The 22,923-nt window shown below is 69.2% G+C and carries 19 protein-coding genes; 7 read left to right on the top strand and 12 right to left on the bottom strand.

The window, feature by feature from the left end:
- Positions 1-9: 9 nt before the first annotated feature.
- Positions 10-912 carry a succinate--CoA ligase subunit alpha gene (gene sucD, locus AB0O65_RS02655; RefSeq protein WP_071643538.1) on the bottom strand — a complete coding sequence of 301 codons (903 nt, stop codon included), beginning with the start codon at positions 910-912 and terminating at the stop codon, positions 10-12.
- A gap of 22 nt (positions 913-934) precedes the next feature.
- Positions 935-2,101 (bottom strand): ADP-forming succinate--CoA ligase subunit beta, encoded by a 1,167-nt coding sequence (gene sucC / locus AB0O65_RS02650; protein ID WP_363382832.1) that lies wholly within the window; start codon positions 2,099-2,101, stop codon positions 935-937.
- 154 nt (positions 2,102-2,255) lie between these two features.
- Between sucC and AB0O65_RS02645 the strand changes: the two genes are divergently transcribed.
- Positions 2,256-2,915: a TetR family transcriptional regulator gene (locus tag AB0O65_RS02645; RefSeq protein ID WP_313477466.1), complete on the top strand. Its 660-nt coding sequence runs from the start codon at positions 2,256-2,258 to the stop codon at positions 2,913-2,915.
- Positions 2,916-2,928: 13 nt separating this feature from the next.
- Here AB0O65_RS02645 and AB0O65_RS02640 read toward each other — a convergent pair whose 3' ends face one another.
- The gene (locus AB0O65_RS02640) at positions 2,929-3,432 is read right to left on the bottom strand and encodes a hypothetical protein (protein WP_313477465.1); all 504 of its coding nucleotides are present in this window, start codon (positions 3,430-3,432) and stop codon (positions 2,929-2,931) included.
- Between the two features lie 85 nt (positions 3,433-3,517).
- Between AB0O65_RS02640 and AB0O65_RS02635 the strand changes: the two genes are divergently transcribed.
- Positions 3,518-4,552, top strand: a complete 1,035-nt coding sequence (locus AB0O65_RS02635; RefSeq protein WP_363382828.1) for an ATP-dependent DNA ligase — start codon at positions 3,518-3,520, stop codon at positions 4,550-4,552.
- A 54-nt stretch (positions 4,553-4,606) separates the two neighbouring features.
- Here AB0O65_RS02635 and ligD read toward each other — a convergent pair whose 3' ends face one another.
- The 3 genes from ligD to AB0O65_RS02620 form a co-directional block, all read right to left on the bottom strand.
- On the bottom strand, positions 4,607-5,668 hold the full coding sequence (gene ligD, locus AB0O65_RS02630; RefSeq protein ID WP_363382826.1) for a non-homologous end-joining DNA ligase: 1,062 nt from the start codon (positions 5,666-5,668) through the stop codon (positions 4,607-4,609).
- A gap of 78 nt (positions 5,669-5,746) precedes the next feature.
- Positions 5,747-6,898, bottom strand: coding sequence for an SseB family protein (locus tag AB0O65_RS02625; RefSeq protein WP_363382823.1), 1,152 nt, complete (start codon positions 6,896-6,898; stop codon positions 5,747-5,749).
- A 63-nt stretch (positions 6,899-6,961) separates the two neighbouring features.
- On the bottom strand, positions 6,962-9,463 hold the full coding sequence (locus AB0O65_RS02620; protein WP_363382820.1) for a UvrD-helicase domain-containing protein: 2,502 nt from the start codon (positions 9,461-9,463) through the stop codon (positions 6,962-6,964).
- Between the two features lie 71 nt (positions 9,464-9,534).
- Between AB0O65_RS02620 and AB0O65_RS02615 the strand changes: the two genes are divergently transcribed.
- Complete coding sequence (locus AB0O65_RS02615; protein WP_363382817.1) at positions 9,535-9,933, top strand: pyridoxamine 5'-phosphate oxidase family protein; 399 nt, start codon at positions 9,535-9,537, stop codon at positions 9,931-9,933.
- Between the two features lie 24 nt (positions 9,934-9,957).
- Positions 9,958-10,350 carry a YccF domain-containing protein gene (locus AB0O65_RS02610; RefSeq protein ID WP_071642757.1) on the top strand — a complete coding sequence of 131 codons (393 nt, stop codon included), beginning with the start codon at positions 9,958-9,960 and terminating at the stop codon, positions 10,348-10,350.
- Positions 10,351-10,359: 9 nt separating this feature from the next.
- On the opposite strand, the gene AB0O65_RS02605 is transcribed toward AB0O65_RS02610, so the two are convergent.
- Entirely contained in the window at positions 10,360-11,343 is a 984-nt protein-coding gene (locus AB0O65_RS02605; protein ID WP_071642780.1) for a glycerophosphodiester phosphodiesterase family protein, read from the bottom strand.
- Positions 11,344-11,430: 87 nt separating this feature from the next.
- Here AB0O65_RS02605 and AB0O65_RS02600 point away from each other — a divergent pair, with 87 nt between their 5' ends.
- Together AB0O65_RS02600 and AB0O65_RS02595 are read left to right on the top strand one after the other, a co-directional pair.
- The gene (locus tag AB0O65_RS02600) at positions 11,431-12,369 is read left to right on the top strand and encodes a Bax inhibitor-1/YccA family protein (RefSeq protein ID WP_363382813.1); all 939 of its coding nucleotides are present in this window, start codon (positions 11,431-11,433) and stop codon (positions 12,367-12,369) included.
- Between the two features lie 209 nt (positions 12,370-12,578).
- Positions 12,579-12,848 carry a GlsB/YeaQ/YmgE family stress response membrane protein gene (locus AB0O65_RS02595; RefSeq protein WP_071642759.1) on the top strand — a complete coding sequence of 90 codons (270 nt, stop codon included), beginning with the start codon at positions 12,579-12,581 and terminating at the stop codon, positions 12,846-12,848.
- Between the two features lie 71 nt (positions 12,849-12,919).
- Here the strand turns inward: AB0O65_RS02595 and guaA are convergent, their stop codons facing one another.
- The 5 genes from guaA to AB0O65_RS02570 form a co-directional block, all read right to left on the bottom strand.
- A complete protein-coding gene (gene guaA, locus AB0O65_RS02590) occupies positions 12,920-14,506 on the bottom strand; it encodes a glutamine-hydrolyzing GMP synthase (protein WP_071642761.1) in 1,587 nt (528 codons plus the stop codon).
- A complete protein-coding gene (locus AB0O65_RS02585) occupies positions 14,503-14,985 on the bottom strand; it encodes a DUF3817 domain-containing protein (RefSeq protein ID WP_071642762.1) in 483 nt (160 codons plus the stop codon). Before AB0O65_RS02585 ends, guaA begins: the two co-directional genes overlap by 4 nt.
- Before the next feature lie 88 nt (positions 14,986-15,073).
- Positions 15,074-19,678, bottom strand: a complete 4,605-nt coding sequence (locus AB0O65_RS02580; RefSeq protein ID WP_363382809.1) for an ExeM/NucH family extracellular endonuclease — start codon at positions 19,676-19,678, stop codon at positions 15,074-15,076.
- A 158-nt stretch (positions 19,679-19,836) separates the two neighbouring features.
- Positions 19,837-20,637 carry an SURF1 family cytochrome oxidase biogenesis protein gene (locus tag AB0O65_RS02575; RefSeq protein WP_363382806.1) on the bottom strand — a complete coding sequence of 267 codons (801 nt, stop codon included), beginning with the start codon at positions 20,635-20,637 and terminating at the stop codon, positions 19,837-19,839.
- Positions 20,634-21,752: a GuaB3 family IMP dehydrogenase-related protein gene (locus AB0O65_RS02570; RefSeq protein ID WP_363383517.1), complete on the bottom strand. Its 1,119-nt coding sequence runs from the start codon at positions 21,750-21,752 to the stop codon at positions 20,634-20,636. Before AB0O65_RS02570 ends, AB0O65_RS02575 begins: the two co-directional genes overlap by 4 nt.
- A gap of 256 nt (positions 21,753-22,008) precedes the next feature.
- On the opposite strand from AB0O65_RS02570, the gene AB0O65_RS02565 reads away from it, so the two are divergent.
- On the top strand, positions 22,009-22,854 hold the full coding sequence (locus AB0O65_RS02565; RefSeq protein ID WP_313477443.1) for a type IV toxin-antitoxin system AbiEi family antitoxin domain-containing protein: 846 nt from the start codon (positions 22,009-22,011) through the stop codon (positions 22,852-22,854).
- The last annotated feature ends 69 nt before the right edge of the window (positions 22,855-22,923 follow it).

The following is a 22,923-nucleotide window of genomic DNA, read 5'->3' as shown; positions in this document are numbered from 1 at the left end:
GCGTCGTGGTCAGAGCGCCTCAACGATGGCGCGCATCAGGTCGGCCGCCTCAGAGGGCGTCTTGCCCACCTTGACACCGGCGGCCTCGAGAGCCTCCTTCTTGGCCTGTGCGGTTCCGGCCGAGCCCGAGACGATGGCGCCGGCGTGGCCCATGGTCTTGCCCTCGGGCGCGGTGAAGCCGGCGACGTAGCCTACGACGGGCTTGGTGACGTTGGCCTTGATGTAGTCGGCCGCGCGCTCCTCGGCGTCGCCGCCGATCTCGCCGATCATGACGATGGCCTTGGTCTCGGGGTCGGCCTCGAACGCGGCGAGCGCGTCGATGTGCGTGGTGCCGATGACCGGGTCGCCGCCGATGCCGATGGCGGTCGAGAAGCCCAGGTCGCGCAGCTCGAACATCATCTGGTAGGTCAGCGTGCCCGACTTCGACACGAGACCGATCGGGCCCTTGCCGGTGATGTTGGCCGGGGTGATGCCGACCAGCGCCTCGTCAGGGGTGATGATGCCGGGGCAGTTCGGACCGATGATGCGGGTCTTGTTGCCCTTCTCGGTCGCGTACGCCCATGCCTCGGCGCTGTCGCCCACGGGCACGCCCTCGGTGATGACGACGAGCAGCGGGATCTCGGCGTCGATGGCCTCGACCATGGCGTCCTTGGTGAACGCGCCGGGCACGAAGGCGATCGAGACGTCAGCCCCGGTCTTCTCCATCGCCTCGGCGACCGAGCCGAAGACGGGGAGCTCGACGGCGTTGCCGTCCTTGTCGGTGTGCGCGACGGTCGTGCCGGCCTTGCGGGCGTTCACGCCGCCGACGATGTTGGTGCCCGCCTTGAGCATGAGGGCGGTGTGCTTGGTGCCCTCGCCGCCGGTGATGCCCTGGACGATGACCTTGGAGTCCTTGTTGATGAAGATCGACATGTCTGTGATTCCTTCCGGCGCGTCAGGCGTTCGCCAGCTCGGCGGCCTTGTCGGCGCCCTCGTCCATGGTGGCGGCGAGGGTCACCAGCGGGTGGTTGGCTGCGGCGAGGATCTCGCGACCCTCTTCGACCTGGTTGCCGTCGAGGCGCACGACGAGCGGCTTGGTCGCCGCGTCACCGAGGATCTCGAGGGCCTTCACGATGCCCTCGGCGACGGCGACGCAGGAGGTGATGCCGCCGAAGACGTTCACGAACACGCTCTTGACCTGCTCGTCGCCGAGGATGACGTCGAGTCCGGCCGCCATGACCGTGGCGGAAGCTCCGCCGCCGATGTCGAGGAAGTTCGCCGGCTTCACGCCGCCGTGCTTCTCACCGGCGTAGGCGACGACGTCGAGGGTCGACATGACCAGACCCGCGCCGTTGCCGATGATGCCGACCTGTCCGTCGAGCTTGACGTAGTTGAGGCCGGATGCCTTGGCCTTCGCCTCGAGGGGGTTCTCGGCGTCCTTGTCGGCGAGAGCCTCGTGCTCGGGGTGACGGATCTCGGACGCGTTGTCGTCGAGGGTCACCTTGCCGTCGAGGGCGATGATCTCGCCGTCTTCGGTGCGCACCAGCGGGTTGACCTCGACGAGCGTGGCGTCTTCGCCCTTGTACACGTCGTAGAGCTTGACGAACACGTCGGCGACCTTCTGGACGAGTTCTTCGGGGAAGTTCGCCGCCTGGGCGATCTCGACGGCCTTGGCCTTATCGATGCCGGTCAGCGGGTTGACCTCGACGCGTGCGAGGGCCTCGGGCTTCTCGACGGCGAGCTGCTCGATCTCCATGCCGCCCTCGACGCTGCACAGCGACAGGTACGAGCGGTTGGCGCGGTCGAGCAGCACCGAGAAGTAGAACTCCTCCGCGATGCGCGCGCCCTGCGCGACCATGACGCGCTTGACGACGTGGCCCTTGATGTCAAGGCCGAGGATCGCCTTCGCGGCCTCGTACGCCTCGTCGGGGGTCTTGGCGACCTTGACACCGCCGGCCTTGCCGCGCCCACCGGTCTTGACCTGAGCCTTGACGACCACGACACCGCCGATCTTCTCGGCGGCCGCCCTCACCTCCTCGGGGGTGTCGGCGACGATGCCGGCGAGGACCGGCACTCCGTACTTCTCGAAAACGTCTCGTGCCTGGTACTCGTACAGATCCACTGTGGTTCCTTCACTGGGCTGCTGTCTGGTCTGGTGATTCTCTCGATGTCGAGACATCGACCAGTCCCCCAGCCTACTACCGCCGTCTGAGCGCGCCGTCGCCGTCCCGCGACGTCGACGGACGCCGGGGGGCGCCGCGGTCTAGGCTTTCGCCATGCACGAATCCGCAGATCTGAGCACCGGTGTCGTCGCCGCGGCCCTCGAACTCTTCAGCGCCCAGGGGTTCGATCAGACGTCCGTCGAGCAGATCGCGAAGGCCGCGGGCGTCTCGCGGTCGACCTTCTTCCGCCAGTTCGGCGGCAAGGAGGATGTCGTGTTCATCGATCACGAGGCCCTGCTCGACGAGCTGCGGCAGTTCCTCGCTGAGCCGCACGACGACCCGTGGGCGGCGGTGTGCGAGGCATCGGAGCGCGTCTTCGCGCACTTCGCGCGAGACCCCGAGCTCGCCCGTCGACGCTACGAGGTCGTCCGCGAGGTGCCCGTGCTGCGCGATCGCGAGATCGTCACGGTGTTCCGGTATGAGCGGCTGTTCGACGAATACCTGCGCGCCTCCCTGCCCGGGATCGCGCCGATCGACGCGGTCGGGTTCTCCGCCCTGATCACCGCCGTGCACAATCACGTGCTGCGCCAGCTGCTGCGCGGCGGCCGCGTGCCGCTGAGCGTTCTGCGGGAGGCGCTCGACGACGTGCGTCGCCGCTACGGTGTGCTTCCCGAGGCGATCACGCCGTCGGACGACGATGTCGTCGTCGCCGTGTTCCCGCGGTCGATGCCGATCGCCGAGATCTCACGTCGCGTGCAGGCTCGGCTGTCCTGACCGGCCGCCGACGTCACTCGTCGCAGCCGCACCGTCCCGAGGCGTTCTTCACCATGAAGCACACGTCGCACACGCCGTAGTCGCGCTCGGCGAGGTTGGTGGCCTTCGGCGCGCGGGGCTCGGGGGCGGGGCGGGATGCGGCCGGGGTGCGAGTGCCGGATGCCGGGCGCTTCGCCGCCGAGACGGTCGGCAGCCCGCTGGGCTGGTTGACGTAGAAGTACGGCGCGCGGCCCTCGCTGGGCAGCAGCGGCAGCACCCGGCCGCCCACGCTCACCTGATCGTCTGCGGCGAAGCCGTTGATGTACGTGCGGCCGATGTGCAGAGGAGCTTCGGCGGTGCGGCGGATCGCCTCGATGTACCTGCCGCGATCGATGTAGCTGCTGACGCCGACGGCCTCGGTCACCGCGGCGATGAACTCGTGATTCTCGACGGGGATCCGGTGCGCGCGCAGCGCCTCCGCGAGAGATCGGTACGGACGGGAGGTTCCTGCGGGCGTCGGGCCCTGTACTTCGTTCATCACCTCCATTCTCTCACCCGCAACGGCCCCGTCGGTCGTCCTCGCCGTGCCAGACTCTTCTGATCCGACCGGAGAGGACCGGCACATGTACTCCATCCCCGCTCCGATGCTCGCCAAGGCCGCGGCATCCATCCCCGATCCGGCGAAGAAGCCGATGCTGTACGAGCCGAAGTGGGACGGATTCCGCGGGCTGGTCGCCTGGGACGGCGAGGAGATCGAGATCGGCTCGCGCGGCGCGAAGCCGCTCACCCGCTACTTCCCCGAGCTGGTCGAGCAGCTGGCCGCCATCCTGCCCGGCCCGTGCCTGCTCGACGGGGAGATCGTCGTGGCCACCGGTCCCGCCGGCGCGCAGCGTCTGGACTGGGAGGCGCTGAGCCAGCGCATCCATCCGGCCGCATCGCGGGTGGCGAAGCTCGCGACCGAGACCCCGGCGATGTTCATCGCCTTCGACCTGCTCGCCGACGGCGAGGAGGATCTGCAGCAGCATCCGTTCCGAGAGCGACGGGCACGGCTCGAGGGGATGCTGTCGGATGCCCCGCATCCGCTGCACCTGACCCGCGCCACCGACGATCCGGACCTCGCCCGACGCTGGCTGGCGGAGTTCGAGGGCGCGGGGCTGGACGGGGTCGTCGCGAAACCGCTCGACGAGGCGTACGCCCCCGGCAAGCGCACCCTGATCAAGGTCAAGCACGCCCGCACCGCCGACGTGGTCGCGCTCGGCTATCGCGTGCACAAGAGCGGATCGGGCGTCGGGTCGCTGCTGGTCGGGCTGTACGACGAGACCGGCGCGCTGCGGCAGGTGGGCGGCGTCGCCGCCTGGACGGATGCCATGCGCCAGAAGCTCGTCGACGACCTCGCTCCGCTCGTCGTGCGCGACGAGGCGGGCGACGCGGTGACCGGCGAGAGCGAGCGCTCCCGGTTCACCGGCGCCAAGGACATGACGTTCGTGCGGCTGCGCCCTGAGCTGGTGCTCGAGGTGCGCTACGACCAGCTCGAAGGCGACCGCTTCCGGCACACCGTGCAGTTCGAACGCTGGCGCCCCGACCGCGAGGCGCGCTCGTGCACCTACGACCAGCTCGAGACGGTCGCCGGATACGACCTGGCGGACGTGCTGCAGTAGTCGCCGGCGTCTCGCCCGCGGCTCCGAGACGACGGCCATGCCAGGACGGCGCCGTCAGTCGTCGACCCGGTCGCCGTTCGCATCCCAGTTCTCGGCGACCTTCTTGCTGGGCTGCACGCGCGGCGGCTCGCCAGGCATCTTCGGGAACTCGGGCGGGAACGGCAGCTCGCCGAGCCCGTGCTCGACGTCGCGCTCCCACCAGGCGAGCAGGGTGTCGATCCGGGCGGGGGCATCCTGCATGCCCGCCCACGGGTCTCCGATCTCGGCGAGCCGGGCGGGCACGGTGCGCACCGTGAACCGCGCGGGGTCGAGGTCATCGAGCTCCTCCCAATGGATCGGAGTCGACACCGGCGCGCCGGGTCTGGCCCGCGGGCTGTAGGCGCCGGCGATGGTGCGGTCGCGGTTCGCCTGGTTGAAGTCGACGAAGATCCGCTCGCCGCGCTCCTCCTTCCACCAGTTCGTCGTGACGCGGTCCGGCATCCGGCGCTCGAGCTCGCGTCCCGCCGCGATCACCGCGTGGCGCACGGTGAGGAACTCCCACTCGGGCACGATCGGGCTGAACACGTGCAGGCCGCGGTTGCCGCTCGTCTTGATGAACGGGTCGAGCCCCGCGTCGCGCAGCACCTCGCGCAGCTCGAGGGCGGCGGGGATGGCCTGCTCGATGCCGGTGCCGGGCTGCGGGTCGAGGTCGATGCGCAGCTCGACCGGGTTGTCGGTGTTCGCCGCGAGCGAGGCCCAGGGATGGAAGACGACGGTGTTCATCTGCACCGCCCAGACGATCGCGCTCGGCCGGGTGAGCACGAGCTGCGGATGACGGCGCCCGCTGTTGTACGTGCACATCACGGACTCGACGTAGTCGGGAGTGCCCTTCGGCGGGTTCTTCGAGAAGAACTGCTCTCCCTGGATGCCGTCACGGAACCGTTCGAGCGACACCGGCCGGTGGCCGGTGGATCGCAGGAACGCGTCCGCCACCTGCTGCACGTAGTCGGCGTACTCCGCCTTGGTGATGCCGTCGCCGTCGTCGGTGGGCCAGACCACCTTGTTCGGGCTCGACAGGTCGACGACGCGTTCGCCGTCGGGATCCTGCACCGTCAGCTTCACTCGCTCAGAGGCCATGCTCCGACACTAGGGCGTGCTCGGGGCGGATCACAGGGGCTGGCGACGAGCAGGCACGCCGACTATGCGGCGCATCGATCAGTCGTCGTCGCCGATGTCGATCCCGAGCACCAGCACGGCGCTCAGCGCGTCGCGCTCGATCGCGATCGACGGGCCCGCGATGTCGACCAGCACCCCGGCGAGCCCGGAGTGCTCGCCGAGGACCTTCGCCAGCTGCTCGGGCTGGAACGGCAGCGGCTTGTCCTTGCGCCCGAGGGCGACGACCTCGAGCGGGTGCGAGAACACCTGCAGGAACCGGCGTCCGTCGGTCGCGTGCGCCTCGGCGATGCCCACCGGCTGGCCGTTGGATCCGTCGTTGACCGCCACCCAGCACCGGGTGCCGGCGAGCGCCTCCGCCACGCGGACGGCGCTCTGCTCGTCGCGCGGTGCGGCCAGCGCCGTCTTCACCGCCATGTTCTCGTCACCCTGCTCGACGGCCTTCTGCAGCAGCTCGGTGGGGAACACCGCGCGGTGCGGCGCGGAGGAGTTGTCGATGACGATGCCGTTGAAGCCGCCGGCGATCACCTGCTGGTAGACCGCCGTCGTCGGCTGGGCGATGGCCGAGGTGGCGGCGGCGTCCTCCGCGCCCTCGAGGGACTGCTGCAGCGCCCGGCCGGAGCTGTACGCGAGCATGAACGAGCGCTCTCCGTCGCGGATGACCCCCACCGACAGCGGCTTGCCCGAGCTGATCTGCTCGCGCGCGTCGCCGTGCACGCGCAGGTAGAGGTGGCCCTGCAGCGACTGGCGCATCACGCCGAGCAGCTGCTCGTTGGTCGCGCCCTCCTGCAGCTCGGCGAGCGCCTCGCGCAGCAGGATGTTGTCGTTGAGACCGTCGACGGTGTGGGTCTGCTCGGGCGGCGTGGCCGGCGCGAGCGGAAGCCGCGGCACCGGCTGCTCGACGGTGGCGGCCGCGTGCTGCTCGCCTGGCAGGCCCTGCGCCGACGGCGACGAGGATCGTGCGGGTGCGGTGCGCTCGGGTGCGCTCTGCGATGCGCCCGCCGCGGGAAGGCTCACCTCGGGGCCCGCTTCGGCGCCGACGCCGCGGAACGCCTGCACCGAGATGCTGACATCGGGCACCGGCTCGGCCGGCGCCTCGACCGCCTGCTCGTCGACGGTCTCGGCCTCGGCCGCGGGCGCTGCCGGGGAGGTCGGTTCGTCGACGGACTTCTTGCGGCGGGAGAAGAGGGCCATGTGAGCCAGCCTAACCGCACGGTGTGCGCGCGAGTCGATCGGCGACACGGGGCGCCGCGCGGGTCAGAGCTTCGTGATCGGGGCGATCTTGATGAGCAGCTTCTTCTGCCCCGCCGAGTCGAAGCGCACATGCGCGATGCGCTTGGCGCCCTCGCCGGTGACGGCCTCGACGCGTCCGTCGCCGAAGTCGTCGTGCCGTATGCGGTCGCCGGCAGCCAGCTCGAGATCGCCGTTGTCGCGGACCTTGCCGGTGACCTTGTTCGGGAAGCGGTCCATCGCCGTCGAGAGGGGCTTGAGGCCCCCGCCCTTGGGCAGCGACTTGGGCGCGAACGGGTCTGCGCTGCGCCCGCCGAAACCGCCCGGTCGACGGGCGTTCAACGCGCGCGACTGCGTTCCGCCGCGCGAGTTCACGTCACCGGGTGACTGACGCCAGTCGATGAGGTCGCCGGGGATCTCCTGCAGGAACCGGCTCGGCATGGCGACCGTGACCTCGCCGAACTGAGCGCGGGTCATCGCGAGCGAAAGGTGCAGGCGCTTGCGCGCCCGGGTGATGCCGACGTAGAACAGCCGCCGCTCCTCCTGCGGCCCGCCCGGCTCGCCGGCCGAGATGCGGTGCGGGATGAGGTCCTCCTCGACGCCGGTCACGAACACCGCGTCGTACTCCAGACCCTTAGCGGTGTGCATGGTCATCATCGACACCGCGCCCGACTCGTCGTCGAGGTCATCGGCATCCGACACCAGCGCCACCTCGGTGAGGAAGTCGGCGATACCGCCATCGGGGTTGTTTCGCGCGAAGTCGCGCGCGACGGCCACGAACTCGTCGAGGTTCTCCAGTCGTGCCTCGTCCTGCGGGTCGCGACTGGCGCGCAGCATGTCGAAGTAGCCGCTGCCGTTCAGCAGCACGGTGAGCCCCTCGGCGACCGAGGTCGCCGGCGGCACCTCGCCGGATGACGGGGTGAGAATCTCGGCTGCCTCGTTCAGCACGGCGTCGAGCTGCGTGATCGCCGCCTGGATCTTCGGCCCGACCCCCAGCAGCGGGGCGTTGCGCAGCGCATCGCGGAAGCTGAGACCGTTCTCGTCCGCGAAGCGCGCGATCGACGTCTCGGTGACGTCGCCGATGCCGCGCCGCGGCTTGTTCAGGATGCGACGGACCGCCATCTCGTCAGCCGGGTTCGCCACGGCGACGAGGTACGCGAGGGCGTCCTTGATCTCGGCGCGCTCGTAGAACTTCGTGCCGCCCATGATCTTGTAGGGTACGGCCGCGCGGATGAAGATCTCCTCCAGCGCGCGCGACTGCGAGTTGGTGCGGTAGAAGACCGCCATCTCGGAGTACGGGATGCCCGCGCGGCGCAGCGCTTCGACCTCGTCCGCGACGAACTGCGCCTCGTCGTGCTGGGAGTAGCCGGTGAAGCCCACGATCTTCTCGCCGGGCCCCCGATCGCTCCACAGGTTCTTCGCCTTGCGGTCGAAGTTGTTTCCGATCACGGCGTTCGCCGCCGACAGGATGTTCTGCGTCGACCGGTAGTTCTGCTCGAGCAGCACGACCTTCGCTCCGGGGAAGTCGCGCTCGAACTCGCTGATGTTGCGGATGTCGGCGCCGCGGAAGGCGTAGATCGACTGGTCGGAGTCGCCGACCACCGTCAGCGACGCGCCCTCGGCATGCTCCGAAGGGGCCGGCTCGAAAATCATCATCCCCGGATCCCGCTCGTTGAGCGAGCCCGAAGGGCGAGACGAAACGCGCATGCCGTTCATCGCGAAGGCATCCGATTCTGCGGCCTGCCCCGACACCGGCCGGGTCAGCTCGTGGATCAGCGCGTATTGCGCGTGGTTGGTGTCCTGGTACTCGTCGACGAGGATGTGCCGGAAGCGACGCCGGTACACGTCCGCGACGTGCGGGAAGGCACGGAACAGGTACACGGTCTGGCCGATGAGGTCGTCGAAGTCGAACGCGTTCGCCTTCTGCAGCGCCCGCTGGTAGTCCGAGAAGATGTCGGCGAACTTCCGCTCGGCGGGATCGCTCAGATTCGCCTGGCGGGCGAAGCCCTCGGCATCCGTCAGCTCGTTCTTCAGCTTCGAGATGCGCGACTGCACCGATCCGGGGGTGAGCCCGAAGGCATCCGCGTCGTGCTCCTTCACCAGCCGCTTCAGCAGGGCGCGGGAGTCACCCGAGTCGTAGATCGTGAACGACTTGGTGAAGCCGAACTGCTCGGCCTCGCGGCGCAGGATCCGCACGCACGCGGAGTGGAAGGTCGAGATCCACATCCCGCGGGCGACGTCGCCCACGAGACCGGCGACGCGCTCGCGCATCTCCGCCGCCGCCTTGTTGGTGAACGTGATCGCGAGGATCTGGCTCGGCCACGCCTCGCGCTCGCGCAGCAGCAGCGCGATCCGCCGGGTGAGCACACTCGTCTTGCCCGACCCCGCGCCGGCGACGATGAGCAGCGCGCTGCCCCGGTGGGTCACCGCCTCGAGCTGCTGCGGGTTGAGCCCGGCGAGCAGCTCGTCGCGGCCGCCGGAGAGGCGGGGGCCGGAGGATGCGGGGACGATGAGGGGGGCGTCGGTCATGGCACGTCGAGTCTATTCGGGACGTCCGACACCGGGGTACGCTCGGAGCGAGCCGAGAGGACGGTGCCCCGATGATGACCGAGTTGACCGAACAGGAATGCCGGGAGTTGCTCGGCGCGACGACCGTGGGAAGGCTCGGCTTCGTCACGGATGCCCGGGTGCAGATCATCCCGGTCAACTACCTCATCGACGGCGATGACGTCGTGATCCGGACGGCACCGTCCGGCCTGCTGCGCGCATTGCCGGAGAGCACCGTGGGGATCGCGTTCGAGGTGGACCACCACGACGATCTCGCCGGCTCCGGCTGGAGCGTGCTGCTGAGCGGATCCGTCTCCGAGATGACCGAAGACGAGCTGGCGGCCGTGCCCGGTGTGACGCGGCGCACTCCGTGGGCCGAGGGCGACAGGTCGCTGCCGCTGCGGTTCACCCCGGCATCGATCTCCGGTCGCCGGGTGCGCCGTCCGCACTGAGCGCAGAGGTGGCAGAATCGGGCCATGCGCACGATCCTCAACATCATCTGGGTCATCTTCGCCGGATTCTGGCTGTGGCTGGGGTACATCCTGGCAGGCATCGTGCTGTGCATCCCGATCGTCACCATCCCGTGGGCGATCGCCTCGTTCCGCATCGCCGGATACTCGCTGTGGCCGTTCGGGCGTCAGGTGGTCGACCACCCCAAGGCCGGCCTCGGCTCGGTTCTCGGCAACATCGTCTGGGTCATCCTCGCCGGCTGGTGGCTCGCGCTCGGACACATCCTCTCGGGCATCGCGCTGTGCATCACCATCATCGGCATTCCGATGGGCATCGCCGACTTCAAGCTCGTGCCGGTGTCGCTCATGCCGCTCGGCAAGGAGATCGTCCCCGCTCGCAGCGGCGCCTTCCGAGCCTGACCGGCCGGTTCAGCCGAAGAACGCGACTCCCAGATCGGGGTGGTCGACGAACACGCCGTCGACGCCCGTGTCGGCGATCTCGCGCCACTCGGCCTCGTAGTCCCCGAACGCCGACGTCGCTGCGCCGACGCGGAACCGCGGGTCGAGGAAGGTGTTCTCCGGGCGGCACGTCCAGGTGAACACCCGCAGACCGCGCGCATGCGCGTCGGCGACGATCGTGTTGCCCGGCGCGAGCAGCATCCTCTTGCTGACGCTGATGCCGTCGACCGTGCCGGCCAGCTGGTCGAGCCCCTCGGGCGTCACGGCGACGGCGTATGCGGGCGCCTGCCGGCCCAGCGCGCTGACGAGATCGAACGGCTTGCCCCGTGACTCGATGAGGTAGATGAAGGATGCCGCGATACCGGTCTTCTGCAGTCGATGCAGGATCGTCGACTCGAACGACTCGATGATCAGCGGCAGGTCGCCGTCCGCCCAGCCGCCCGCGCGCAGGTCGCGCTCGATGAGCGGCGCGAGATCGAGTCCGATGCTGTCGAAGTACGTGGCGTGCTTGATCTCGAGCACGATGCCGATCTCCCGGCCGTGCTCGTGCGACCCGGCGCGCACGAGGTCGAGCAGGTCGGGAAGGCGCAGGATCGGCTGACCGTCGTCGAACGTCGCGCTGGATCGACGGATCTCGGGCAGCCGCTCCCGGCTGCGCAGCGTCGACAGCTCGGCCCAGGTGAAGTCCTCGGTGAACCATCCGGTCAGCGAGACCCCGTCGACGCGCTTGGTCGTGCGTCGATCGGCGAACTCGGGGTGATCGGCCACGTCGGTCGTGCCGGAGATCTCGTTCTCGTGCCGCAGCACGAGCACGCCGTCCTTCGTCGCAACGACATCCGGCTCGACGGCATCCACCCCCATCGCCAACGCGAGCTCGTACGACGAGCGGCTGTGCTCCGGTCGGTATCCGGGGGCACCGCGATGCCCGATGACGAGCGGTCTTCTCCTGGGCACGCTCACAGCGTAAAGCACCCATTCCATAGGTTGCCGCGAGTATCTTTGAGGAAAGAGATGACCGATCCCTCGGGAGCAGAGGCCACCATGAGCAATTTCGCATTCAACAACCCGGCGTTCCAGCAGCAGGATCCGCGAAATGTCGCGTCCTATCCCGGTTCGTCTCAGGGCACCTACGCACCGCCGCCCGCACCGGGCGCCGCCGCCGGCACCGCGTCGTTCCAGCACGCGGGAATGGATGCCGCCGCAAACGCGCAGCTGGAGGGCATGTACACCTCGCCGTCCGCGGGCGCGCTGGAGAGCGACCGGATGACGGTCGAGGACACGGTCTGGAAGACCGCGGGCCTCTTCGCCATCCTGCTCGTCACCGCGGTCGTCGGCTGGGTGTGGACGCTTGGCGGGGTGGTGCCGCAGTACGGTGTGGAACAGGGATCCATGCTGCCGTGGATAGTCGGTGCACTTGGTGGGTTCGTGCTCGCCATGGTCGTCACGTTCACGTCCCGCAAGAAGGTTCGTCCTGGCCTCATCTGGGCGTACGCGGCATTCGAGGGCCTGTTCGTCGGCGGAATCTCGGCGTTCTTCGAGACCATGTGGCCTGGCATCGTGACGCAAGCGACGCTTGCGACCCTTGCAGTCGTCGGCGTCACCCTGGCGTTGTTCGCCAGCGGCAAGGTGCGCGCTTCAGCCAAGATGACCAAGGTCGTCATGATCGCCATGGTCGGCTATCTCGTTTTCCAGCTTCTCAATCTCGTGCTCATGTGGACCGGCGTCGTAAATGCCGAGCTCACCTTCGGGCTGTACAGCATGAAGGTCTTCGGCATTCCTGTCGGCGTCATCATCGGCGTGCTGGTCGTCTTCATGGCCGCGTACTCGCTGGTGATGGACTTCGACCAGATCCAGCAGGGCGTCCGCAACGGCGCACCGCGCAAGTACGGCTGGCTCGGAGCGTTCGGCATCATGGTGACCGTCGTCTGGCTGTACGTCGAGATCCTGCGCATTCTCGCGATCCTGCGCGGAAACGACTGATCAGACCCCCGCATCGCGAACGGGCCGCTCTCTTCGGAGGGCGGCCCGTTCCGCGTCTGCCGTTCGTCTACAGCTGCGGCGCATTACGCGCCTGAGAGGCACTTACCTCATCCCGCCGACCGACACAAGGGTGTGCCGCATATTCGTAGGTATCGGGCAGGGTAGAGGAATCCGGAACCCCGGGTATCACTCACAGATCGGAGACACTCATGGGCTTCCTCGCCTTTCTCCTCCTCGGACTCATCGCTGGTGCGATCGCGAAGCTGATCCTTCCGGGCAAGCAGGGCGGCGGCTGGATCGTCACCCTCATCCTCGGAGTCGTCGGCGCACTGCTCGGCGGCTGGCTGGGCAGCGTGCTGTTCGGCAAGGGCGTCGAGGGCTTCTTCGACCTCGGCAGCTGGCTGCTGGCCATCGGCGGCTCGATCATCGTGCTGCTGATCTACGGCCTCGTCGTCGGTCGCGGCAGCCGCCGCGCCTGATACAGGCACAGAGAAGAGGCCGCTGCCTTCGGGCAGCGGCCTCTTTCATGTGCGAGCGGAGCGTCGGAAGATCACTCCCACTCGATCGTTGCCGGCGGCTTGGACGTGACGTCCAGCACGACGCGGTTGACCTCGCGCACCTCGTTGGTGATGCGGTTCGAGATCTTCGCGAGCACGTCGTAGGGCAGGCGCGTCCAGTCCGCCGTCATGGCGTCTTCGCTGGAGACCGGCCGCAGCACGATGGGGTGGCCGTACGTGCGGCCGTCGCCCTGCACGCCCACCGAGCGCACATCGGCGAGCAGCACGACCGGGCACTGCCAGATCGTCTCGTCCAGGCCCGCCTTGGTGAGCTCCTCGCGGGCGATCGCGTCTGCTTCGCGGAGGATCTCAAGACGCTCGCGCGTGACCTCGCCGATGATCCGGATGCCGAGGCCGGGGCCGGGGAACGGCTGGCGGCCGACGATCGCCTCGGGGATGCCGAGCTCGCGGCCGATGGCGCGGACCTCGTCCTTGAACAGCGCGCGCAGGGGCTCGACGAGCTCGAAGTCGAGGTCGTCGGGCAGGCCGCCGACGTTGTGGTGCGACTTGATGTTCGCGGTGCCCGCTCCCCCGCCCGACTCGACCACATCGGGGTAGAGGGTGCCCTGCACGAGGAACTTCACCGGCGCGCCGCCGGTGGCCTTGGCCTCTTCGACGAGGTCGCGCTGCACCTGCTCGAACGCGCGGATGAACTCGCGGCCGATGATCTTGCGCTTGGTCTCGGGGTCGGTGACCCCCTCGAGGTGGCCGAGGAACGTGTCGACGGCGTCGACAGTGATCAGCCGCACGCCGGTGGACTCGACGTAGTCCTTCTCGACCTGCTCGCGCTCGCCCTTGCGCAGCAGCCCGTGATCGACGAACACGGCGGTCAGCTGGTCGCCGATCGCCTTGTGCACGAGGGCCGTCGACACGGCCGAGTCGACCCCGCCGGAGAGCGCGGAGATGACGCGGGCGTCGCCGACCTGCTCGCGGATGCGCTCGATCTGCTCGGCGATGACGTTGTCGCTGTTCCAGTCTGCGGGAAGACCCGCACCGCGGTGCAGGAAGTTCTCGATGATCGCCTGGCCGTGGTCGGAGTGCTTGACCTCGGGGTGCCACTGCACACCGTAGAGCTTGCGCTCCTCGTTCGCGAAGGCGGCGACCTTCGTCGCGTCGGTGGTCGCCAGCACGTCGAAGCCCTCGGGAGCGCGCGACACCTGGTCGCCGTGGCTCATCCAGACGTTCTGCTCAGCGGGCTGACCGGCGAGCAGCGTGCTGTCGGTGGCGGGGATGTGCGCGTCGGTCGCGCCGTATTCGCGAAGACCCGTGTGCGCGACCTCACCGCCGAGGGTCTGCGCCATGTACTGGAAGCCGTAGCAGATGCCGAGCGTCGGAACACCGAGGTCGAACACGGCCGGGTCGAGCTGCGGTGCGCCGTCGTCGTACACCGAGGAGGGGCCGCCCGACAGGATGAGCGCGACGGGGTTCTTCGCCGCGATCTCCTCCGCCGTGGCGGTGTGCGGCACGATCTCGCTGTACACGCCCGCCTCCCGGACGCGGCGGGCGATCAGCTGCGCATACTGCGCTCCGAAGTCGACGACCAGCGCGGGGCGCTGCTGGGTCTCGGTCTGCTCGGTCAACGGGCACCTTCCGTGGTGGTGGGCGCAGGCGTCGCGGTTGGCTCCGCGGCCTCGCGCTGGGCGAGATAGGCCTTCACGTCGCGCGCCACGCGCGTCTCCATGAAGAAGGACAGCAGCGGGATGACACCGCCGAGGGCGAGCAGGATGAAGCGCACGAACGGCCAGCGCATCATGCTCCACATGCGGAAGCAGGCGAACAGGTAGACCACGTAGAACCAGCCGTGCGCGACGAGGATGCCCTGTGACACGTTGAATCCGTCACCGGTCGATTCCAGCCCGTCGGCGGTCTCGACGACCTCGGCGAACCAGAGCGGACCGCCGGATCCGCCGAGGAAGAGTTCGAGGTGGATCGGCGTGTACTTCAGCACCATCTCGGTCACGAGCAGCAGCAGCATGACGCCGGTGATGATCGAGGCGACCTGGTAGAACTTCAGCGCTCCGCGGATCGCCGGGAAGCTGGCGACTCTGGGCTCGGGCATGCCCTCCATTCTAGCCGCCGCGCTGATACGGCGAAGGCCGCCGGGATCACTCCCGACGGCCTCCGCCCGCATCAGATGCGTGCCGTGATCACCAGCGGGTGATCAGACCCCAGATCCAGTCGACGATCTGCTGGATGATGCCGCTCACTCCGCCGGCGCGGTTGACGTGCACCGTGGCGGTGGCCGCGTCGCCGTCGGCCTGCGTCACGGCCAGGGTGTACTTGCCCGGCTGGGTGCTCTTCGGCACGCGCACCGTGGTCGAGAACGTTCCGTCGTCTGCGACCTGCACGGTGCCGACCTGCACGGCCTGCCCCTTCTTGGGACGCAGCTCGACGGTCACCGTCTCGCCGGGGGTGAAGCGCTCGCCGGTCAGCGCGAGGGTGCCGCCGGCGCTGACCTTCGACGAACCCGTCGTGATGGTGCCCTCGAACGGTCCGGGCTCGGGCTCGTCGGCGGCCACCGTGAACGGCAGCGTGACCGCCGCGCCCACGTCCGGCGTCGCGACCAGCGGCGCACCGGCTGATCCCTCAGGCACGGTGAACGAGATGCTCGCCCGGCCGACCTCGTCGGTCGTGTTCACGATGGTCGGGTCGACCGCGGCCGAACCCACCGGGACGCCGCCCAGCGACAGCTCCACCGTCGTCGGCACCCGATCGCCCGCGCTGAACGCGAGCGACGACAGCGCCACGGTCACCACGTCGCCCGTGGCGTAGCCGTCCGCACCCGGGGCCGGCGTGATCGACGCGCCCACGGCGCGCTGGTCGAGGTCAGGGCTCGCCGTCTTGTTCGCGTCGAACCAGTCGACCATCGACTGCAGGTCGATCTTGCCGGTGTCCTTGGCACTGGTGCCCTTCGCCAGGGTGGAGAAGTTGTCTCCACCGGCGGCGAGGAACGAGTTCGCCGCGACCGTGTACGAGGCGGCCGGGTCGAGAGCGGCTCCGTTCAGGGTGATCGAGGTGATCCGCTCACCCTGCGCCGCGGTGGGATCGTACGTGTACGACAGCCCCTCCGAGACGCCGAGCTTCAGGAACGGACGGCTGGCGCCCGCCGGCTGCCACTGCTCTTCGAGCACGGCCTTCAGCTGTGCACCGGTGAGCTGGGTCGTGACCAGCGTGTTGGCGAACGGCTGCACCGTCGCCGCCTCACGATAGGTGACGTTGCCGTCGGGGTCGTTCGCGTTCGACGAGGCGTAGGTGAGGTTGGCGCGGATGCCGCCCGGGTTCATCAGCGCGACGTCAGCGCCCGTGGCCCACTTCTGCACGTCGGCGACGAAGTTGCCGATCGTCGACTCGCCACCGCGGTTCTCGGTGCCGTCGGCCTGGCGAGCGCGGTTGAGATCGGCCGTGATGTCGCCCACCTTGACGGCGCCGAGCACGTCGGCCTCCTTCTTGGCTTCGTCGACGATGGCCTGCACCTCGGCGACCGGCTGGTAGTTGCCCGCCAGCGGACGGATCTCGTTGGTGATCGAGATGAGCTCGTTCTTGTTCGGGTCGACCTTCAGGTTCATCACGCCCATGTTCTCGCCGTACTGCCCCGCCGACACGACCGGACGGCCGTCGATGACGTGGTTGTAGGCCAGGTGGGTGTGCGCCGAGACGATCGCGCTGACGTCGTCGCCGACGCCGTAGACCATCTCGCCCAGTGCCGACTCGGGGGTGATGCTGTCGGCCGACACGGTGGTCGCCCCCTCGTGCACGAGCAGGATGACCACATCGGCTTCGCCGTTGGCGTCGTCGCCGTCTCGCAGGTTCGCGGCTGCGGTGTTGACCGAGTCGACGATGTCGCGCACCTCGAGGTCGGCGATCCCGGCCGGCGAGACCAGCGAGTCGAGCTCTTCAGTCACGGCGCCGACGAAGCCGACCCGCACGCCGTCGACCTCCTTCACCCATGACGGGGCGAGGGCCGTCTCGTCCGAGCCCTTCAGGAACACGTTCGACGAGATGTACTCCCAGTCGGCGCGCTCCTGCACGCGATCGCGAAGGTCTGCCCACCCCTGGTCGAATTCGTGGTTGCCCGCGGCGCTCACGTCGAGGCCGGCGGCGTTGAGCGCGTCGATCGTCGGGTTGTCGTCCTGGATGAACGAGGTGAACGTCGATGCGCCGATCAGGTCGCCGGCGGCGGCGAAGATCGTGTTCGGGTTGGCCTCGCGCACCGCCTTGACCGCTCCCGCCAGCACTGCCGCGCCGGCTGCCTTGCCGTCGGCCTCGATGCGGCCGTGGAAGTCGTTGATCGTGGCGATGTCGATGCTGACCGGCGGCTCGGTGGCCGAGACGCCGACGAGGATCGGGTCGTGGTCACTCGAGCGGTAGGGTGTGCCCGTCTCGGTGGCGCCGTACGCGTAACCGCGGTCGCTCCACTCCGGCGAGTTGATCGTCCACGCGTCGGCGCCGGTGATCGAGCGCGCCAGCGAGGGCGAGGCGATCACGTGGTCGAGCGAGCCCAGCTCGCCGTCGAACGTGTAGGTGTAGCTGCCGGGCGAATGCACGGGAACGGTGTCGACCCAGCCCTCCGACGTGAACACGTCGATCGGGTCTTCGTGGCCGTAGGCGTTGAAGTCGCCGATCAGCAGCATGTCGTCGCCGTTGGTCTTCTCCAGCTGCTCGGTGAACGCGAGCAGCGACTGCGCCTGCTTCACGCGGTCGGCGTTGAAGAAGCCCTGTCCGTCGGCCGGCTGCGTGCCGGAGCCGGACTTCGACTTGAAGTGGTTCGCGATCACGGTGATCGTGCGACCGTCCGCGTCGAACGCCTGGGCGATCGGCTCGCGCGCGTTGCCCCACACTGTCTCGTCGTCGATGGTCTGCGCGTCGCCGACCGGCTTCACCTCGTTCGCCTTGTAGATGATGGCGTTGGTGATGAAGTCGGTGGTGGCCGCGTTCTGCAGCGACTGCGGGGTGGGAACGTACGCCCACACTCCGCTGCCGGCCTCCGCATTCAGCCCGTCGACCAGGTCGGCGAGCGCGGTGTCGGCGGGCTCGCCCAGCTTCACCGAGTTCTCGATCTCCATGAGCGAGACGACATCGGCATCCAGCTTGTTGATCGCGGAGACGATCTTCGACTTCTGGATCGCGAACTCGGCCGCGGTCTTCGCGCCACGGGCGTCGGCGTTCTCGCTGGTCAGCGTGGTGAAGTAGTTGTACACGTTGAACGACGCGATCTGCACGTCGCCGCCGACGGAGGGGACCTCGGGTCGCGGATTCTTCGTGGTGAACCCGAGCTTCTCGTCCGCCGGCGACGCGCTGTCGAGCGGGGTGACGGGCTGCAGCCGCCAGTCGTCGAAGCCGTACTGCAGCACCAGGCCCTTGCCGCCGAAGTCGACCGCGTCGCCGTTTCGCACGACGGTGTCCTTCGTGAAGTACGGCTGGTCGTTCGCGTGGTCCTTGTTGCTCACCTGGATGCTGTAGCCGTCGTCGAGCAGGACCCGGTCGGCGCGGTTCGCCGCGGCGATGGCATCCGCCTCGGCCCCCGGGCGCTTCAGCTCGGTGCCCTTCACGTTGAGCTCGCCGGGATTCAGCCACAGCGTGCCGAAGTTGAACAGCTGGTGGCTGGAGGCGACGAGGTAGTCGCCGGTGGGCAGCACGAGCATGTTCTCGTACGCCTCGCGCGCCGTGCCGACGACCGTGGTCGGCAGGGGCGCGGGAGCGGGCACGCCGGCGCCCGCCGTGACGACGGAGACGCCGGATGCCGATGACGGGGCGATCTGCGTCTGGCCGAAGTACTCGTCGACCACGCCGGTCACCGAGACCAGGTCGCCGATCGCACCGGGAACGGTCGTGCCGCCGAGGAAGACGAAGATGCCGTCCGAGGCATCCGGGGTCTTGTCCTCTGCGCCGCCTGACCCTGCGGTCTGGATGACGATGCCCTTGTAGCCGCCCGTGCGGTAGTCGGCGGTGATGACGCCCTCGACGGTGACGGTCTTGCCCTTGTACGGCGAGACGTCGGTGGTGCCCTGCACCTCGGCGATGCTCACCTTCTGCGCGGGTTCGGGCTCGGGTTCGGGCTCGGTGGTGCTGCCGGAGCTCGTGGGTGTGATCGTCGCGGAGAGCGCGAAGTCGGCCTTGTTGTCGTCGGTGTCCTTGCCGTCGGTGCGGTTCAGCGACCTCACGTCGGAGGTGCCGGTCGGCGCTCCGGCGACCGTGCCCTCGAAGGTGTTCGAGCTGCCGTATCCGAGCAGATCGACGACGCCGTCCGCGCCGGCGGCATCCCCGACGGGCAGCGTCACGGCCGAAGCGCCCTGCACGAGGGCGATCGTCCCCGCGGTGCCGCTCGGGGTCAGCGTGCTGGTCTGATCGGGCGTGGGCAGAGCGGCACCCGCGGTGCCGTTGCTGTTCGCCTGAACGAGGAAGTAGCCACCGGCCTTGATGGTTCCGGTGAGCGCGACGACCCCGTTCGAGGCGCCCGAGCCTCCCGCGGAGCGGTACTGCAGCGACATCCCGTCGAGCACGACGTCCTCGTCGGTCGGGTTGTACAGCTCGATGAACTTGTTCTTGAACGCGGCACCGGCGCTGCCGCCGGACAGGTAGGCCTCATTGATGACGACGCCGGTGCCGGCGACATCCGCGAAGGCGGGCGCGGCGATGAGCGATCCCATGCTCATCGTGAACGCCGTGGTGAGCGCGAGCGCGGCGATGCGCCCCCGCTTCCTCTGATGGGCGATCGGAACGGCCGCGTTCCGGTCGGCAGGGGTGTGCATCATGAATGCCGTCTCCTCATTCTGGTTGGCCGGAGATCTCGTGGATCCGCCGTCAGACGCTCGAGCACGTGCTCGCGCATGAAAGCGACCATAGGCCGGGCCTCCGACATCCGGCAAGAGGGTTCGCCCACCCGTCACCGGATGGTCACCCCGCCGTCGCGTCAGGCGTGCGCGTCTTCGAACTCCTCGACCTCGCGCTCCCAGGCATCCTTCGCCAGGCGGTACCAGAGGTAGAACGCGAAGCCGGCGAAGATCGCCCACTCGGCCGCGTAGAAGATGTTCAGCCAGTTGACGGGCGATTTCTCCTCGGGCGCCGGTGAGTCGATGTCGACGAGTCCGGCGGGGGCGGTGAGGGATGCCAGATACGGGCGGTACACGTCGAGCTGCTCGACGTCGTGCCACTGGCTGAGCAGCGCCGCGGGCGACATCCTCGTCAGCGCGAAGACGTCGTCGGCCGGCGGCAGCTCGACGCCCTCATCATCGATCAGCCGACCGGTGAGCTCGACCTCGGCAGCCCCCTGACCGGCGAGCGCGTCGGCTGCGGCCTCGGCCTGCTCTCGAGTCGGAGCCCAGCCCAGCGCGACGGCGATCGACGTGCGATCGGCGACCCGCAGCTGCCCGGTGACCCAGTACCCCTCGACGCCGGCGTTGAACCGGGACGAGATCACGATGAAGTCCTCGGCGACCCACTCGCCGCTCGTGGTGACCTTCTGACCGCCGAGCGGCTCGGGCAGGTACTGCCCCGGTTCGACCACGTCGGTCAGCGGGCGCACCTGCTCGGTCGCGCCGGGCGGCGGCGGGTCGGTGTCGATCGCGCGCGCGAGCTGCCACTGTCCGAGCCAGGCGAAGACGCCGGCGACCACGAGGCAGAGCAGCATCACGCCGATCCAGCGCCCGCGCAGCATCACCTCGCGCAGCGTCGGCGGGAACTCCTGCGCCGGAGCGGGCACCGGCTCGGTCATCCCAGCTCGTACGGCGCGAGCACGACCTCGACCCGCTGGAACTCCTTGAGGTCGGAGTACCCGGTGGTCGCCATCGACTTGCGCAGCGCGCCGATGAGGTTGGCGGTCCCGTCGGCGACGGGTGCCGGGCCGAACAGGATCCGCTCGAGGTCGGCGACCCGGTCGACGGCGACGCGCCGGCCGCGGGGAAGTTCGGGGTGGTGCGCCTCGGCGCCCCAGTGGAAGCCCTGTCCAGGGGCATCCGTCGCGCGCGACAGCGCGACACCCAGCATCACGGCATCCGCACCCATCGCGAGCGCCTTGACCATGTCGCCGGAGGTGCCGACGCCGCCATCGGCGATGACGTGCACGTAGCGGCCGCCCGACTCGTCGAGGTAGTCGCGGCGGGCCGCGGCGACATCCGACACGGCGGTCGCCATCGGGGCGTGGATGCCCAGGGTCACGCGCGTGGTCGACGCCGCTCCCCCGCCGAAGCCGACGAGCACGCCCGCCGCGCCCGTGCGCATGAGGTGCAGGGCGGCGGTGTAAGTGGAGGCGCCGCCGACGATGACGGGCACGTCGAGGTCGTAGATGAACTTCTTGAGGTTCAGCGGCTCGACGGCGCTGGAGACGTGCTCGGCGGAGACGGTCGTGCCGCGGATGACGAACAGGTCGACGCCGGCGGCGACGACGGTCTCGTACAGCTCCTGGGTGCGCTGCGGGGTGAGCGAGCCCGCGACGGTGACGCCGGCCTCGCGGATCTCGGCGAGGCGCTGCTTCACGAGCTCCGGCTTGACCGGCTCGGAGTACAGCTGCTGCATCCGCACGGTGGCGGTCTCCGCGGGGAGCGCGGCGATCTCGTCGAGCAGCGGCTGCGGGTCGTCGTAGCGGGTCCACAGGCCTTCGAGGTCGAGCACGCCGAGCCCGCCGAGCCGGCCGAGCGCGATGGCGGTCGCCGGGCTGACGACGGAGTCCATCGGGGCGCCGAGCACCGGGATGTCGAACGAGAACGCGTCGATCGTCCACGCGGTCGAGACGTCGGCGGGATTGCGGGTGCGTCGCGATGGGACCACCGCGATGTCGTCGAACGTGTACGCGCGGCGCGCGCGCTTGCCTCGGCCGATCTCGATGTCCATGCTCACCCCTACAGCCTACCCGTGGTCGCCGGCGGCCCCTCTGCCGACGGGCTCGCTCGCCGCCCGCCGGCGGTAGGCGAATACGCGGAGGTAGGCCCCAGGGAGGGTTCATCCACCTGCGCTGGCGTGTTCGCCTACCTCGGCCGAGTGCACCGGGAGCCCACTCTTCCTGCACACAAGCCGCGTACGCGCATTCCGCCCACATTCGGCCCTTTCCCGGCCCGTCGGATGCCCGAGGCCGCCAGGCTCGTGCGTCATGAGAACTCCTCTGCTGACCTGGATGGAACAGCGGCACGGCATCGCGCACAGCTCGGACGCGCGCGCCGCCGGATACTCCGACTGGACTGTGCGCACGGCGGTCGAGGCGGGGACCCTCGAGCGGGTACGTCGATCGTGGCTGGTCAGCGCCGACTGCTCTCCGCAGCGCCGCGAAGCCGCGCAGGCAGGCGGACGGATCACCTGCATCACCGCAGCGCGCGAGAAAGGTCTCTGGGTTCCGGCGGCCGAGAACACGCACGTCGCGGTCGCGCCGACGGCATCCCGCAACGCGCGCGAGGGATTGCAGATGCACTGGGCGCAAGGGCCGCTCCCCGTGGCTCGCTTCAGCACCGAGGAGCCGCTGTTGAACGTGCTCTTCCACGTCGCGAGGTGCCTCGATCCCGCCGAAGCGGCCACGGTGTGGGAATCGGCGCTGCGCACCGGATCGGTGACCCTCACCCAGCTGCGACGGACGCAGTGGGGATCGCTGCGACCGGCTCAGGTGCTCGAGATGGTCGGCGCGCTGTCGGACTCGGGCGTGGAGACGACCTTCGTGCGGATCGCGCAGACGTGCGGCCTCGAGGTGCGCCAGCAGGTCGTCATCGACGGTCACCGGGTAGACGCGCTGATCGGCGAGCGACTCGTCGTCCAGCTCGACGGTTTCGAGTTCCACCGCGAGGCGAAGGACAGGCGGCGCGATCTGCGGCAGGACGCCCGGCTCGCTCTGCTGGGCTACACGGTGCTCCGCTTCGACTACCAGCAGGTCATGTTCGACGCGCGATACGTGATGGAGACGCTCATGAACGCGATCGCGCAGGGTCTGCATCTGTCACCCCGGCGCTGATCCGGGCATCCGGCGCAGGCGAACGCACGGACGTAGGCCGATCCACCCGACCTCCCGCCTACCTGCGCG

Source organism: Microbacterium sp. NPDC077391 (genome assembly GCF_040686955.1).
Lineage (GTDB): Bacteria > Actinomycetota > Actinomycetes > Actinomycetales > Microbacteriaceae > Microbacterium > Microbacterium commune.
The sequence above is the reverse complement of the archived record's forward strand: the minus strand, read 5'-3'. Positions and strand labels throughout refer to the sequence as shown.